We start from the raw sequence: 14,039 nt of genomic DNA on the forward strand, positions 1-14,039 counted from the left end.
TTACATGCACGTTGTTAAAAACGGTTTCACGGGAAGGCCTGCTTCATTAAATAGATTTACTTCACAATAACCCTCTTGTGCAAATAAGATTTCTAGGGGCTCCTCAGATAATGATTCAAAGGTAAGGGCAACTTTTGTATCAATTTCACATTCCTTTATTTCTCTAATGCATTCTCTCTGTCTCACAATCAGGCTTTTGATTTCACGCCCTTTTAACACAAGATTTTCGCCAGTATTTGAGAAATGGAGAATCAGTTTGTTCTCTAATCTGTCTACTTTTATAAATTCTGGAGATTCGCAAAGCAAATCCTCCCCATAGATCTTTCCACGCGCCAAAAGTGCCAGTCTTTCCCCAACTTCAATTTTCTCCTTGGGGTGAATATCCTCGTACATTCCCAGATCCATAATAGAAACCATGTATGCACCTGGCACATTTTTAGATACCATTTCTTGTCGTGCTCTCACCGCTGGATAGTCATTACCATCAATCCCTAACCATACACCAAATGGTGCAAGTTGAACAAAAAGGAAGGGAAGATCATCTTGCCAAAGCTTTCTCCAGCACTCAATCATGCTTTCAAACGTGATATCATAGATATCCGCATGCCCTGCATCGGATTCCCCTTGATACCACAGGACCCCCTTTACCGTAAATGGCGCCAGCTTCTTAAGCATGGTCTCATAAAGACCTGATGGACGGTAATGATGGTAAGGTCCTAGTGGAACTGCAGGATCACCGGCATTTCTTTCCATCCATTCTTTCTGATCCAACTCATTCATACCATACATCATGGCTCTCCAGTCAATCTGATGTTCGTAAGAATCTTCAAATGCCCATGCCACTATGCTCTTTTTCTTTATCTCTTCTTCTGGAATGGAAGCCATTGCCTGCTGATATTCCTCTTTGAATACATTTAATGGTTCTTCCTCAAAGCAGGACCAATCCATCCATGCACATGCTGGTGTCCCGCCCCAATTACACCCAATGATGCCCACTGGAACTCCGATCTCTGGCTGTAAGGATCTAGCAAAAGAATATCCTGGCGCAGAAAATGTTTCCCATTGGTAATCATGTTCTAAAAACCAGATTCCTGAATCAGTAAAATCCCTGTCCTGACCTTCATAAGCGATTCTTTTGCAATTAAACATATGTATATCATCGTTTCTTTCCCACTTTTTCACATCATTCCAATGAGCATCATATCTTAAAAAATATTCCATATTGGACTGACCCGCGGCGATATAAATATCTCCAATGCTTATATTTAAAATGGTGATTTCAGGAGCTTCTTTTTCGTCCACGTAAATGGTAAGTGTCTCTCCCCTACTTGCACTCTGCTTTGGAATCTCACAATAAAATTTATCCCCATTTACCTCTGCTTTTACTTCCTCTTGACATAGACAGATACGTAATCGTTCTGCCCCACTTACAGAGCCCCATACTTTAATCGTTTTATCCCTTTGAAGCATCATTCCATCTTGAAAGATTTCAGGTAATTCTATCCGTGCCATATATATCCCCCTTGGTAAAGATATCAAACTAATTTCCTTCATTGTAACATAGATATATTTTTATCAAAACATAATACTTGCTCAATTTTTATAAATAAGCGCACAGTTTTACACCATTTTAGGCAATTAAAAAAGCCGCTACCCAATAATGGGTAACAGCTTTCTTTTCATCATTTTTGTTCAGGTTCCGCATATTACGAAAACTGATTAAACAAAACTTGAATTAAGCTTCAACGCTGATGATTTCTTTCTTGTTATAAGAGCCACAAGCCTTGCATACTCTGTGAGGCATCATAAGCTCATTGCACTTACTACACTTCACTAAGTTTGGAGCGCTCATCTTCCAGTTTGCTCTACGTTTGTCTCTTCTAGCTTTAGAAGATTTGTTCTTTGGACAGATAGACATGGTTACACCTCCTTAAACTGTTTAAAAATATCCTGGATGACTGCCATTCTAGGGTCTGTAGGCCTAACATCGCAGTCACAATTCTCATGATTGAGATTTGTTCCACATCTATTACAAATCCCCTTGCAGTTTTCACTGCAGAGAACTTTCATAGGCAGGTTCAGTATGAGTTCATCACAAACCAACTGGTCTACATCCAGATTATAACCACTAACATATGGTTGTTCATCAAGAACATCTACACGCTCCTCCTCTGATTCACTTAAGTCAATCGTACGGATAATATCAAAAGCCAAATCAATAGGCACAGGATCTAAGCAGCGATCACATGGAATGATAAGGGTAAGCTCTGCTTTCCCTTCGACTTCCAGTTTTTTGCCGCCCAAGTTTATGATTCGCAGTATAACTGGTTTCTCAGCTACTACTTCACCATGACCGCTTGGCCAATGATAGACTTTCATCTCGATATCTGGCGTATAAGTTTTCTCTTTCCCATCAAGGGTAAACAACTCTGTTAAATTAATAAGCATATTAGTCTCCTAATACGCACCTATGTAATTATACATAGGCGCGCACTATTTGTCAACAAAATATTTCCATATATGATGCTACATCACTAGGATGCACCACTCAATCCTGGTTTATACGAGAGCCTTTGTTTCTCTTGCAATTGCAAGCTCTTCGTTGGTAGGAATTACACATACCTTAACCTTAGATTCTGGTTTGGAAATCATGTTGTCAAATCCTCTCTTGCTATTAGCTTCTTCATCAATAGCAACGCCAAGATATCCAAGATAAGAGCAAATTTCAGATCTGATTGGTTTATCGTTCTCGCCTACGCCTGCTGTAAATACGATTGCGTCAACGCCGTTCATAGCTGCTGTGTAAGAACCAATGTATTTCGCTACACGGTAAATATATGCTTTGATAGCAGTGTCTGCAAGATGATTTCCTTCAGCCTGAGCCTTCTGAACATCACGGAAATCGCTAGAGATACCGCCGGACATACCAAGGATACCGGATTTCTTGTTTAAGATATCAATAACTTCAGTAACTGTCTTTCCTTCTTTGTCACAGATGAACTGTACAACAGCAGGATCGATATCACCACTTCTGGTACCCATAATGAGTCCTTCTAATGGAGTTAAACCCATGCTTGTATCAACGCACTTGCCACCGATGGAAGCAGAGATGCTGGCACCGTTTCCTAAATGACAAACGATAACTTTACCATTCTTCTCGTCAAGGCCACAGAACTTTAAAGTTTCTTTGGATACATAGCTATGGCTTGTACCATGGAAGCCATAACGACGAATGCTGTATTTCTCAAAATACTCTGTTGGAATTGCATATAAAGCAGCTTTCTCTGGCATACCCATACCGAATGCTGTATCAAATACAGCTACGTTAGGAACACCTGGCATAGCAGCTTCACAAGCTTCAATACCCATTAAGTTTGCAGGGTTATGAAGAGGGCCTAAATCGAAGCAGTCACGTACTACTTTCTTTACGTCTTCTGTTACTATAATAGAATCACTGTAGATTGTTCCTGCATGGAGAACTCTGTGACCTACTGCGGAAATCTCACTTGTATCTTTAATTACACCAAATTCAGGATCAACCAATACATTCATAACGTGTTCAATAGCGATGGTATGGTTTGACATATCTTCTTCAATTGTCTTCTCGCCTTTTCCTTCTGCCTTATGAACTAACTTAGAACCAGGGATACCAATTCTTTCACATAAACCTTTTGCTAATACTCCCTCATTCGTCATATCGATTAGCTGATACTTCAGGGAAGAACTTCCACAGTTGATTACTAAAATTTTCATAAAAATATAATTCTCCTTCGATTTTTAAACGATTTCGCCGTGCTGTTCTCTACCGCAGCCTGCTGCGTTAGATTCATCGGTGTCAATATGCATTGCTAGGGCGTAGGTTTCGCTTACACGAACAACCACATCTCCAAAAACAAGGCTTCTGCCATCAGTGTCAATTTTTACAGATACGATCTCGCCGTTCTTTACGCCGAGCTGTTCTGCATCTGCAGGTGTTGCGTGGATATGACGTTTTGCAGCGATAACACCTTCTGCAATATCAATCTCACCTACTGGTCCAACGATCTTGCAAGCACCGCTTCCAGCAATATCACCGGATTCTTTTACTGGAGCTGCAATTCCAATGGAACGAGCATCTGTCAGGGAAAGTTCTACCTGAGTTGCTTTTCTTACTGGTCCTAAGATAGAAACTCCTTTGAACTCACTCTTAGAGCCAACGATTGTTACTCTTTCTTCACAGGCAAACTGCCCTGGCTGGGATAATTCTTTCTTTTTAGTGAGTTCATATCCCTTACCAAATAAAATCTCAAGATGCTCTTGAGATAAATGTACATGACGAGCTGATGTTTCGACAATAAACTTCATGTTTCGATATTCTCCTGTTCTCTTCCTCAAAGTTTTAAATTAACTCTCACTCTATTCTATGAGCATTCCTGAAAATTTTCAAGTAGAGAGTTGAAATAATTTGCATTTTTTGCAAAACAATAGCATAATAAGGTATAAAATATAGAAAAAAGGACTATTTACATGGAAAATCATACCAGTTTCAACGTCGTTGGTATCATTGCAGAGTATAATCCCTTTCACAGCGGACATGCATATCATATCAAAAAAGCCAAAGAATTATCACAGGCAGACTACTGTATCGTCGTAATGAGCGGAGATTTTGTTCAAAGAGGTGCCCCCGCAGTATTCGACAAATACACCAGAACTGCCATGGCACTTTCCTGCGGTGCTGATCTTGTAATTGAGATTCCGTCCCTCTTTGCAACCAGCAGTGCGGAAGATTTTGCTGCCTGCAGCATTGCTTTACTTGACCGTCTTGGAGTCGTTCAATCAGTCTGCTTTGGAAGCGAATGTGGAGATGTCAAAAAACTTTCTGCCATTGCCTCTGTATTAGCGGAAGAAACGGAGGAGTATAAAGAAGCACTCCGCACGGAATTAAAAAAGGGCGCAAGCTTTCCTCAGGCGAGAACTCAGGCTTTGATTTCCTGTGGGAGTCTAGAAGACGAGGAAACCTCCATACTATTGTCTCCCAACAATATATTGGGCATTGAATATTGCAAAGCCATACACAGGCAAAATAGCAGCCTTTCTCCTCTGACGATTCAACGAGCAGGAAGTGGCTATCATGATCCCATTGTAAATCCGGATCAATTTGGCTCCGCCACTGGAATCCGTAAATTACTAAAGGAAAAGGAAGATAATCAAACCAATAGCGATTCAATGTTTTTACAAATTCCAGATTCTGCTAGACAGATTGCAGAAAATAGTTTTCCCTTGTTTCCCGATGATTTCAGCTCGCTGTTAAATGCTGCTCTCCTTCGATTGTCCATGGAAAATCTCCCCTTTGAACCTTATGCCGATGTCTCTGTGGAGTTAGCTGCAAGGATAAAAAAACAACTGCCAGATTTTCTCCCATTTGAGGAAAAAATAAGCAGTTTAAAGACCAGACAATATACCTATACACGAATTAGCAGAGCCCTGCTCCACATTATCTTAGGGATCACCTCTGAGCAGATATCATTAGGGAAAGAAGCTGGATATGCCCCTTATGCAAGAGTTTTAGGGTTTAAAAAAGCCTCTAAAGATCTGATGGGACAAATAAAAACGAGAGGGAGCATCCCTCTCATCGCCAAGACAGCTGGTGCAGAATCAAATCTATCCGAATTGGCTGGCTCTATGCTCCGGAGGGATTTTTACTGTTCCCATATCTATCAAACTGTCCTTCAGAATAAATATCATATTAATAATAAGAATGAATTCACCCGCTCCGTCATCATCTTATGATGGCGGAGTTATAAATGCACAAATGGAGTCTTTATATAGAAGAAAGCGTGTTTTTGGAACAACAATCCCCTGATCCCACATGGCAAGAAGCTCATGAAACGTAACAAACTTAGCATCTACCACTTCTTCTGGCTGTAGGGTCAAATCCTCCACGGAAACCTCCTGGCGGGTAATGTATGTATCCACAAACCGGTCTTTACACTGGATGGTATGAATCAGATTAAGATCTTCCTCCCTGACATGAATACCAGTCTCTTCGGCTAATTCTCGTACCGCACCTTGAAGGCTTGTTTCTCCTTCCAGTACGGATCCTCCACTGCATTCCCACATCAAGCCATAGGCTTTCTTTGGATGTCTTCTGGTAATTAAAACATTTCCTAATCCATCTACAACCCAAATATCAGAAATAAGGTGATACTCTCCCTCTTCCATGGGGACTCCTCTAACGTGAGTCTTACCAGTTTTTCTTCTGCCTTCATCATAAACGTCCCAAAGCTCCATCAGCCATTCCTCCTGCCATAAGCATCAATCCATATGGTTAAAAGTTCGTTCCATTCCAGCCCCAGTGTTCTACTTCTTCATATTTAATATATATCTTATCTTGAGAGATTCCAACAACATCTCGGTAAATCTTGCTAATTTCTTCGGTCAAGCGATCATAATCACGATCGGTTGCGTGCCCAAATATCTTCACCTCAACAAAAGCCATCCTAGTATTGTTCTTTCCTTTAAAGTAAAGGGAACAGTCATCCTCAAGATTTACCATCAGCCAATTTTCAGACTTTCCAGGTATCAGGCTGATTGCTTGGCCAAGTTTTGTCTTTAAAACCTCTTTTGCCTCATCGGATAACGGAACATTCACTTTTGAATTAATAAAAGGCATGATATACCTCCTTCATTTAAATAGTTTCCTATATCAAATTATATCATACACGGATGAAATTTTCTATCTTTCCAAGCATTACACTTCTTTTTCTGCGAAAAGCCTTGGCAAGGTCAGATTACAATTAAGAGACTCCATGATTTTCTTCATCTCGTTTTGATTATCCTTTTTCTCACCCTGTTTTACCCCACGGATCAAAATGTTTTTTGGAGTATGTTCCATATCAACGAACTCTAGTATCTGAGTACGGTATCCCTGGTTTTCTAATATTTCAGCCCGCAAAGCATCGGTATAAAGTGCAGCCATCCGCTCTTTTACAATTCCGTACTGAAAGATGGGGGCCATCAAATCATTTTTCATCTGACGGTTCAACTCATGCTGACAGCATGGAACTGATAATATGACAGAAGCACCCCAGTTCACTGCTTTAAAAAGTGCATAATCGGTAGCCGTATCACAAGCGTGAAGAGTTACTACCATATCTACATGATCTACCCCTTCATAAGAAGCGATGTCTCCATGATAAAAATTCAGCTTATGGTATCCATATTCTTCTTTTAACTGGTTACATTTATCGATGACAGTTTGCTTTAGATCCAATCCGATGATACGAATAGGATAACCTTTTAACTCATGAAGATAATAATACATGGCAAAGGTTAAATAGGATTTTCCACAGCCAAAGTCAATGATTACATTTTCTTTGTCTGAATGCAGCTTCGGCAGGATATCCTCTATAAATTCCAAAAACCGATTAATCTGGCGAAACTTATCGTATCTGGATCTGACAATCTTACCTTCTTCTGTCATAACTCCCAGATCCACAAGAAATGGGACACGGATTCCTTCTTCTAAGATATAGCTTTTCTGTCTATTATGTTCAGGTACAAAAGAAGCAGCTTCCATCTTAGGCTGCTGCCGCTTCTCCTTTATGCTCAATGTGCCTTTTTTACTGACCAAAACTCTCAACTGGCCCTTATTAGAGTCAAGCTCCATTTGCCGTAGCTTGTCCTCTAGCAGATCCGCCAGATAGTCTGAGCACTCCATGACTGAGAGATTCTTGTGAAATGCCTGATTTCCAATCAGCTCTTCCGCCTGAAATACCACATCGCCCTTTAGGCGGAGGGGACGTATCTTTACTTTAGAGATCCCCTCTTTGCCTACCGGATTACTGACTACGATACGGAGCAAGGCTTCGTCAAGATATTTCTGGGCAGTATGAATTAAATGTTCTCTTTCTTTTTGTTCCATCTAATCAAGCCTTTCCTTTCTCCTTATTACAAAACTTTTTATGGCTAACGCTTAAAAGCTTAGTTTTTAAAACTATGGATAGGAGCAGGGATTCTTCCCCCTCTGCTTATAAATTTCTCACAGGAGTATTTATTTACAGTCATAACTGGTGCATATCCAAGAAGACCACCAAATTCCACGGTTTCTCCTACGGACTTTCCAATTACCGGAATAATACGTACAGCAGTAGTTTTCTGGTTGATCATGCCAATCGCGGACTCATCTGCTATGATCCCGGAAATCGTAGAAGCCGGAGTATCTCCAGGAATTGCGATCATATCAAGTCCTACAGAGCATACACAAGACATTGCTTCCAACTTTTCTAAGTTAAGAGCACCCATGGCTACTGCATCAATCATTCCCTGATCTTCACTGACTGGTATAAATGCACCGCTTAATCCGCCGACATAAGAAGATGCCATAACGCCGCCTTTTTTCACCTGATCATTTAATAATGCAAGAGCTGCGGTTGTTCCAGGAGCACCAACACGCTCCAGACCGATTTCTTCCAGTATCTCTGCAACGCTGTCCCCAATAGCAGGAGTCGGAGCAAGAGAAAGATCAATGATACCAAAAGGTACATTCAAGCGCTTAGAAGCTTCCTGGGCAACAAGCTGTCCCACACGTGTAATCTTAAATGCAGTCTTTTTAATTGTCTCACAAAGAACCTCAAAATTCTGTCCTCTTGCAGATTCAATGGCAGTTTTAACAACACCTGGACCACTTACACCTACGTTGATAATGACATCCGCTTCCGTAACACCGTGGAACGCTCCGGCCATAAATGGATTATCATCCGGCGCATTGCAAAATACAACTAGTTTGGCACAGCCAAGAGAATCGATTTCCTTTGTCTCTTCTGCGGTTTCAAGTACAATCTTACCCATAAGAGCTACGGCATCCATGTTGATACCCGCCTTAGTGGAGCCTACATTTACAGAGCTACATACCCGATCCGTACATGCAAGCGCTTTTGGTATAGAACGGATTAAAAGCTCATCAGCAGTGGTCATTCCTTTGCTTACCAGCGCAGAGTATCCACCGATAAAGTTAACCCCCACTTCCTTTGCTGCACGGTCTAGAGTCTTAGCAATGGTCACGAAATCTTCCGGTTTTTTGCATGCGGAGCCACCTACCAATGCGATAGGAGTTACAGAGATTCGCTTGTTTACAATAGGGATCGCAAAATCTTTCTCAATTTCCTTTCCAACGGAAACAAGATCCTTCGCAACTGTTGTTATCTTACGATATATCTTTTCATTTACTGCATCTAAGTCGCTATCACAGCAGTCTAGAAGGCTGATACCCATGGTAATCGTGCGCACATCAAGCAGCTCCTGCTCAATCATCTTATTGGTTTCGTTCACTTCAAACATATTTAACATATCGGGGACCCATCCTTTTCTTATGCCTAGCTGTTCATTAGATTCGGTGCATTTTTGTAAATATTTCTTCTCTCTGGCATTTAACCTTTACACCAATCTCATCACCAAGCTGTTCGAGTTCATCAGCAATCGCTCCAAAGGACTTTAAGGAATTATCCATATCAACAATCATCATCATATTGAAGAATCCCTGTACGATAGTTTGAGAAATATCCAAGATATTTACCTGATTGTCCGCCAAATATGTACAGATTTTTGCAATGATCCCAACGGTGTCTTTTCCAACTACAGTAATAATCGTCTTATTCATAATGCTCTCCTCTTTGCTTATATAGTGATTATTTCCGATATCTGATCCCTTTTTGCAACAGCGATGGAAAAATCAGATGCCTGAAATGGGTTATCGCCTTCTGTGATTTCCAGCTTTACCGTCTCGTAAGCCAGCTCCTCATAGTTATTTTCTTTGCTCAAATGGCCAAGCAGAATCTTCTTCAAATTAGCATGGAGAAGACAGCTTAATAGCCTGCCTGCATTTTCATTGGACAAATGTCCATGATCTCCCATAATCCTACGTTTTAAATAATATGGATATGGTCCTGCCTGGAGCATGTTTACATCGTGGTTGGACTCCAAAAGAAGAGCATCCAGTCCCTGAAGATTTTCAATAATATACTGGTCAAAGTGACCCATATCCGTAGCCACTGCCACCGACTTATGTCCGTGCTGCACGCGATAAGCCACTGGATTTGCCGCATCATGGTCAATCGAAAACGGCTTTACATCCAAATCCCCTAACTGAAAATCTACATCAGGGTGTATGGCACGAAAAAGTTCTTGGGGATATTCTCCCAGACTCTTTTGCTTTGATATTTCCTCTAAAGTTTCTTTTGTTGCGTAAATAGGGACACCATACTTTCTGGCGAGAACTCCAAGTCCCTTTGTATGATCGGAATGCTCATGAGTAATTACAATTCCTGTCAGCTCGCTTCCTTTGACACCGACTTCATTTAATCCCTGCTCAATCCGTTTGTTGCTAATACCTGCATCCACCAGGATATGGGTGGTGTCAGAGCCTACGTAAATGCAGTTTCCACTGCTTCCACTTGCAATGCTTACCAGTCTCATGATTCTCTCTGTCCCCTGTTATTCAATATTTGCGCCAGCTGGTTCCTGATCTCTTCAATAGAACCATCATTTCTGATGACCCGGTCGCAACGGGCCAGATATTCTGATTCGGCAGCCTGACTCGCCATGATGCGCTCCGAGTGCTCCTTTTCATAACCCCTGTTTTCAAAAAGTCGGCGAATTCTTACTTGTTCTGATGCATAAACATACCACATTTCATCATAACCAATATCCGCTTTTTCACCCATAATTGCAAATTCTACCACAATAAGCTTCTCTTGGGAAGAAGAAATTTTACCCTTTATGAATTTCCATACAAGAGGATGTATAATTCCATCAACCGCTTTCCTGATTCGGTCGTCCTGGAAAATGCATTTAGAAAGAATTTGCCGGTCAATTGAGCCATCTGGCTTTAAGATATTCTCTCCTAAAGCCTTGGTGATCAACTCATACCCTTCTCTTCCTTGCTCCATTAATTCCCTGGCAACCTCATCGGCCTTTATCACTTGTGCGTTGTATTCATTATTTAATATAGAAAGAACCAGGCTCTTTCCTGCGCCTACCCCACCTGTTAATCCGATTACTCTCATGTTCTTTCACCAGTTCCTTATTTTGCGTCAAACCATGATTCACCCACGTTGGCTTCCACCTCAAGGGATACGTCCAAATCTGCCGCATGGATCATCTCATTTGTCAAAAGTTCTTTTACGTCTTCAAGTTCATCTTGATACGCTTCAATTAAAAGTTCATCATGGACCTGAAGAACAATTCGTGACTTTAATCCCTGCTTTTTAAGCGCTTGATCCACCCGTATCATGGCTATCTTTATAATATCTGCTGCCGTTCCTTGTATAGGAGAATTCATAGCTACTCTCTCTCCAAAGGACCGCTGCATAAAATTCGATGATTTTAACTCTGGCACCGGACGTCGTCTGCCAAACATACTGACGGCATAACCGCTTTCTTTTGCCTTAGTCACCAGTCCATCTAAGAAGGATTTTACTCCTGGATAGGTCTCAAAGTATTTTTCGATATATTCTGAAGCTTCTTTTCTGGTGATGCTTAAGCCCTCGCTTAATCCAAAAGAGCTAATTCCATATACAATTCCAAAGTTTACTGCCTTAGCATTCCTTCTTTGTAGCGTTGTTACTTCATTTAGAGGAATGTGAAACACTTCTGATGCAGTGATGGCATGAATATCCTCTGCCTGCTTATACGCATTGATGAGACGGGAATCCCCGGACATATGAGCCAATACCCTAAGCTCGATCTGAGAATAATCGGCATCTACAAAGATACAGCCTTCCTTAGGAACAAAGACCTTTCTTATTTCACGCCCTAGCTCCATTCGAACCGGTATGTTCTGTAAGTTTGGCTCCGTACTGCTGATTCTTCCGGTTGCAGTAATGGTTTGATTAAAGGTTCCGTGAATCCGCTCATCTGGACCAATATAAGTTGCAAGTCCATCTGCATAGGTTGAATTCAATTTTGTCAATTGTCTGTAATCTAAAATGAGGCTTACCACCGGATAATCCGATGACAACTTTTCCAGCACATCAGCCGCTGTGGAATAACCTGTCTTTGTCTTTTTGCCCCCTGGAATCTTCATATGATCAAAGAGCACCTCACCAAGCTGTTTTGGGGAGTTGATGTTAAAGGTTTCTCCCGTTTCTCCATATATCTTTTCTTCCAATTCTTTAATCCGTATCTTTAGCCTATCTCCGTATTCCTTTAACCGCTCTCTTTCTACCTGAATACCAGCTGTCTCCATGGAAAAAAGGCTATAAATCAAAGGCATCTCAATCTCATGAAAGAGTGTTTCCATCTCCTCCCGCTTTAAGGCTTCTATCAGTCGCTCTCCACAAAGATAAGCTACATAAGACAGATAGCAGACATAGGAAACACCATTCTCCCGGTTATCAATCATCGCACGTGAAGTGGTAGCTTTTCCTATGAGATCTACTTTCGACGGAACCGTCATATTAAGGTAATCCTCTGCCAGATCTTTGTAGGTGTAAGAATCCTTTAATGGATTGAGAACATATCCTGCAACGCCAGCATCAATCACTGAGCTGCCTGCATCCAGTTTTAAATAGGGAAGTTGACTCTTTAGATCAAGAACCGTAACATGTCCTGATTTTTTACAAATTTCCTCTGCCTTGCCAGCCAGATAATCTCTGCTTAAAAGTCCTTCTGGAAGGATGCAGTAAGAATCTGTTTCCCCAAAGCATAGAGACAGGGCTGATATTGCTTTATCCTCAATGACAAGCTGTAAACCCAGACGATCTGCTGATATACATTTGGAAAATATGTCTTCGGCCTCTGAAAGATCAGTGACTACATGAAAACTAGCAGATACGGAAGATTCATTTTCATCATCTGGAAATTCTGCTGGAACAAAGTCCATATCCATAATCTCCTGAATCTCAGCTTCTGAAATGGATTTCGTAAAATCTAGACATAGTTCACAGTCCTCCTTTAGAATAAGAGACGTTTCCTCCTTACGAATCTTGTCCTCAAATGTCTTAAGGATATCTTTGATTCTAAGAGATTCTACTTCTTCTAAATGTTCGTATAGGTTGGAAACGCTTTCAAACTGCTTGATTAGCTTGCAGGCAGTTCTTTCTCCTAGTCCTTCGGCTGTTAATAGAGCAAAGACTTCCTTTAGTAACTTTGGCTTCATTCCGTATTCGTTCTGAATGTCTTCTGTGCCATATGTCTTTAAAAAAAGACCTTCTTCTCCCATTGCCGGAACCTGAATGGTTACATGCTCTGCCGCCGTTTGTAAAAGCCTTCTATCTTTGGTGATTAAGGTTATATCACTATCTTCCTCGCTGTGTTTTTTTGCAAGAGAAGCAAGGATATCAGAGGATTCATACCCTTCCTTTACAAGAACCGTCGCCTTTAAAGACACCGCCATCTCTTTTAACCGTTCCTCTTGTGCCTTAAGTTCCTGTTCCACTACAGGACGACTGTTAACGCCAGAAGAGAAGGCTATTGCCAGATAATCTGCTTCCTTCTTTTCTAAAATCGTCATCAAAAGATTTCGTACTCCATTGGCTCCATCAGCCGGAAGACTATAAAAGGCCTCCTTTATCATGCTGCTTCCATCTATTAAAACAATTCGTTTTCTGCTCATTTGTTCTCCTATCATAATAAGCCCTGCTGCATCCAGATCCTGCATTGCAATAGGACAGTGATTATCAATGCCATAACACTTAATGTGGTCACGGAATACCTTGCTATCTTTATAAGTCTTACAGCCTGGATTCTTTGTCTGGACTGCTCGATGGCGGCTTCAAGAGCGCCTTTTATATTATAGTTCCCAGTTTCGGAGTCAAGCTGTCTAATTCCCACTTCTACAGTGAAATAAATTTCCAGTTCATCGCGACAGCCCGGGCAGGATTCCATATGTTCCAGAAATTCCTTTAGTTCTTCATCTGTAAGTTCATCTCTGATATATGGCATGACGAGACGCTCAGCTTCTTTGCATGTCAAAATCCTGACACCTCCTTAACAATATCTTTCATCTATCATACAATATATTTTACCTATTTACAATTTAATAATCATAAAAAACACTTGCC

Annotated in this window: 15 protein-coding genes; 1 reads left to right on the forward strand and 14 read right to left on the reverse strand. The window is 41.0% G+C overall.

What is annotated here, in order from left to right; genetic code table 11:
- The 5 genes from BET01_RS19330 to BET01_RS19350 all read right to left on the reverse strand — a co-directional run bounded on the left by BET01_RS19330 (position 1) and on the right by BET01_RS19350 (position 4,344).
- Complete coding sequence (locus tag BET01_RS19330) at positions 1 to 1,512, reverse strand: sialate O-acetylesterase (RefSeq protein WP_158585108.1); 1,512 nt, start codon at positions 1,510 to 1,512, stop codon at positions 1 to 3.
- Between the two features lie 223 nt (positions 1,513 to 1,735).
- Positions 1,736 to 1,918 carry a 50S ribosomal protein L32 gene (gene rpmF / locus BET01_RS19335; RefSeq protein WP_120198520.1) on the reverse strand — a complete coding sequence of 61 codons (183 nt, stop codon included), beginning with the start codon at positions 1,916 to 1,918 and terminating at the stop codon, positions 1,736 to 1,738.
- Between the two features lie 2 nt (positions 1,919 to 1,920).
- Positions 1,921 to 2,448, reverse strand: a complete 528-nt coding sequence (locus BET01_RS19340) for a YceD family protein (RefSeq protein ID WP_120198521.1) — start codon at positions 2,446 to 2,448, stop codon at positions 1,921 to 1,923.
- A 111-nt stretch (positions 2,449 to 2,559) separates the two neighbouring features.
- The gene (locus BET01_RS19345) at positions 2,560 to 3,753 is read right to left on the reverse strand and encodes an acetate/propionate family kinase (protein ID WP_120198522.1); all 1,194 of its coding nucleotides are present in this window, start codon (positions 3,751 to 3,753) and stop codon (positions 2,560 to 2,562) included.
- A gap of 24 nt (positions 3,754 to 3,777) precedes the next feature.
- A complete protein-coding gene (locus BET01_RS19350; protein ID WP_120198523.1) occupies positions 3,778 to 4,344 on the reverse strand; it encodes a PduL/EutD family phosphate acyltransferase in 567 nt (188 codons plus the stop codon).
- Positions 4,345 to 4,506: 162 nt separating this feature from the next.
- On the opposite strand from BET01_RS19350, the gene BET01_RS19355 reads away from it, so the two are divergent.
- A complete protein-coding gene (locus tag BET01_RS19355) occupies positions 4,507 to 5,769 on the forward strand; it encodes a nucleotidyltransferase (RefSeq protein ID WP_120198524.1) in 1,263 nt (420 codons plus the stop codon).
- On the opposite strand, the gene BET01_RS19360 is transcribed toward BET01_RS19355, so the two are convergent.
- The 9 genes from BET01_RS19360 to BET01_RS19400 form a co-directional block, all read right to left on the reverse strand.
- The gene (locus BET01_RS19360; RefSeq protein ID WP_120198525.1) at positions 5,764 to 6,270 is read right to left on the reverse strand and encodes an NUDIX hydrolase; all 507 of its coding nucleotides are present in this window, start codon (positions 6,268 to 6,270) and stop codon (positions 5,764 to 5,766) included. The genes BET01_RS19355 and BET01_RS19360 overlap by 6 nt on opposite strands.
- Positions 6,271 to 6,307: 37 nt before the next feature.
- Positions 6,308 to 6,652 carry a phenylpyruvate tautomerase MIF-related protein gene (locus tag BET01_RS19365; RefSeq protein ID WP_120198526.1) on the reverse strand — a complete coding sequence of 115 codons (345 nt, stop codon included), beginning with the start codon at positions 6,650 to 6,652 and terminating at the stop codon, positions 6,308 to 6,310.
- Positions 6,653 to 6,730: 78 nt separating this feature from the next.
- Positions 6,731 to 7,903, reverse strand: a complete 1,173-nt coding sequence (locus tag BET01_RS19370) for a class I SAM-dependent methyltransferase (RefSeq protein WP_120198527.1) — start codon at positions 7,901 to 7,903, stop codon at positions 6,731 to 6,733.
- A gap of 59 nt (positions 7,904 to 7,962) precedes the next feature.
- Complete coding sequence (locus tag BET01_RS19375) at positions 7,963 to 9,327, reverse strand: PFL family protein (RefSeq protein ID WP_120198528.1); 1,365 nt, start codon at positions 9,325 to 9,327, stop codon at positions 7,963 to 7,965.
- 37 nt (positions 9,328 to 9,364) lie between these two features.
- Entirely contained in the window at positions 9,365 to 9,637 is a 273-nt protein-coding gene (locus BET01_RS19380) for an ACT domain-containing protein (RefSeq protein WP_120198529.1), read from the reverse strand.
- A gap of 17 nt (positions 9,638 to 9,654) precedes the next feature.
- The gene (locus tag BET01_RS19385) at positions 9,655 to 10,452 is read right to left on the reverse strand and encodes an MBL fold metallo-hydrolase (protein ID WP_120198530.1); all 798 of its coding nucleotides are present in this window, start codon (positions 10,450 to 10,452) and stop codon (positions 9,655 to 9,657) included.
- Positions 10,449 to 11,042: a dephospho-CoA kinase gene (coaE, locus tag BET01_RS19390; protein ID WP_120198531.1), complete on the reverse strand. Its 594-nt coding sequence runs from the start codon at positions 11,040 to 11,042 to the stop codon at positions 10,449 to 10,451. The genes BET01_RS19385 and coaE overlap by 4 nt, the downstream gene beginning before the upstream one ends.
- Positions 11,043 to 11,059: 17 nt before the next feature.
- A complete protein-coding gene (gene polA, locus BET01_RS19395) occupies positions 11,060 to 13,591 on the reverse strand; it encodes a DNA polymerase I (RefSeq protein ID WP_120198532.1) in 2,532 nt (843 codons plus the stop codon).
- An 11-nt stretch (positions 13,592 to 13,602) separates the two neighbouring features.
- Positions 13,603 to 13,950, reverse strand: a complete 348-nt coding sequence (locus tag BET01_RS19400; protein WP_120198533.1) for an anti-sigma factor family protein — start codon at positions 13,948 to 13,950, stop codon at positions 13,603 to 13,605.
- Between the last annotated feature and the right edge of the window lie 89 nt (positions 13,951 to 14,039).

It is taken from the genome of Lacrimispora algidixylanolytica, from assembly GCF_003609635.1.
Taxonomy (GTDB): Bacteria; Bacillota; Clostridia; order Lachnospirales; family Lachnospiraceae; genus Lacrimispora; species Lacrimispora algidixylanolytica.

Coding starts and splice junctions, on each gene's coding strand:
- BET01_RS19330 (WP_158585108.1), bottom strand. CDS start 1,512: ATGGCACGGATAGAATTACCTGAAATCTTTCAAGATGGAATGATGCTT.
- rpmF (WP_120198520.1), bottom strand. CDS start 1,918: ATGTCTATCTGTCCAAAGAACAAATCTTCTAAAGCTAGAAGAGACAAA.
- BET01_RS19340 (WP_120198521.1), bottom strand. CDS start 2,448: ATGCTTATTAATTTAACAGAGTTGTTTACCCTTGATGGGAAAGAGAAA.
- BET01_RS19345 (WP_120198522.1), bottom strand. CDS start 3,753: ATGAAAATTTTAGTAATCAACTGTGGAAGTTCTTCCCTGAAGTATCAG.
- BET01_RS19350 (WP_120198523.1), bottom strand. CDS start 4,344: ATGAAGTTTATTGTCGAAACATCAGCTCGTCATGTACATTTATCTCAA.
- BET01_RS19355 (WP_120198524.1), top strand. CDS start 4,507: ATGGAAAATCATACCAGTTTCAACGTCGTTGGTATCATTGCAGAGTAT.
- BET01_RS19360 (WP_120198525.1), bottom strand. CDS start 6,270: ATGGAGCTTTGGGACGTTTATGATGAAGGCAGAAGAAAAACTGGTAAG.
- BET01_RS19365 (WP_120198526.1), bottom strand. CDS start 6,652: ATGCCTTTTATTAATTCAAAAGTGAATGTTCCGTTATCCGATGAGGCA.
- BET01_RS19370 (WP_120198527.1), bottom strand. CDS start 7,903: ATGGAACAAAAAGAAAGAGAACATTTAATTCATACTGCCCAGAAATAT.
- BET01_RS19375 (WP_120198528.1), bottom strand. CDS start 9,327: ATGTTAAATATGTTTGAAGTGAACGAAACCAATAAGATGATTGAGCAG.
- BET01_RS19380 (WP_120198529.1), bottom strand. CDS start 9,637: ATGAATAAGACGATTATTACTGTAGTTGGAAAAGACACCGTTGGGATC.
- BET01_RS19385 (WP_120198530.1), bottom strand. CDS start 10,452: ATGAGACTGGTAAGCATTGCAAGTGGAAGCAGTGGAAACTGCATTTAC.
- coaE (WP_120198531.1), bottom strand. CDS start 11,042: ATGAGAGTAATCGGATTAACAGGTGGGGTAGGCGCAGGAAAGAGCCTG.
- polA (WP_120198532.1), bottom strand. CDS start 13,591: ATGAGCAGAAAACGAATTGTTTTAATAGATGGAAGCAGCATGATAAAG.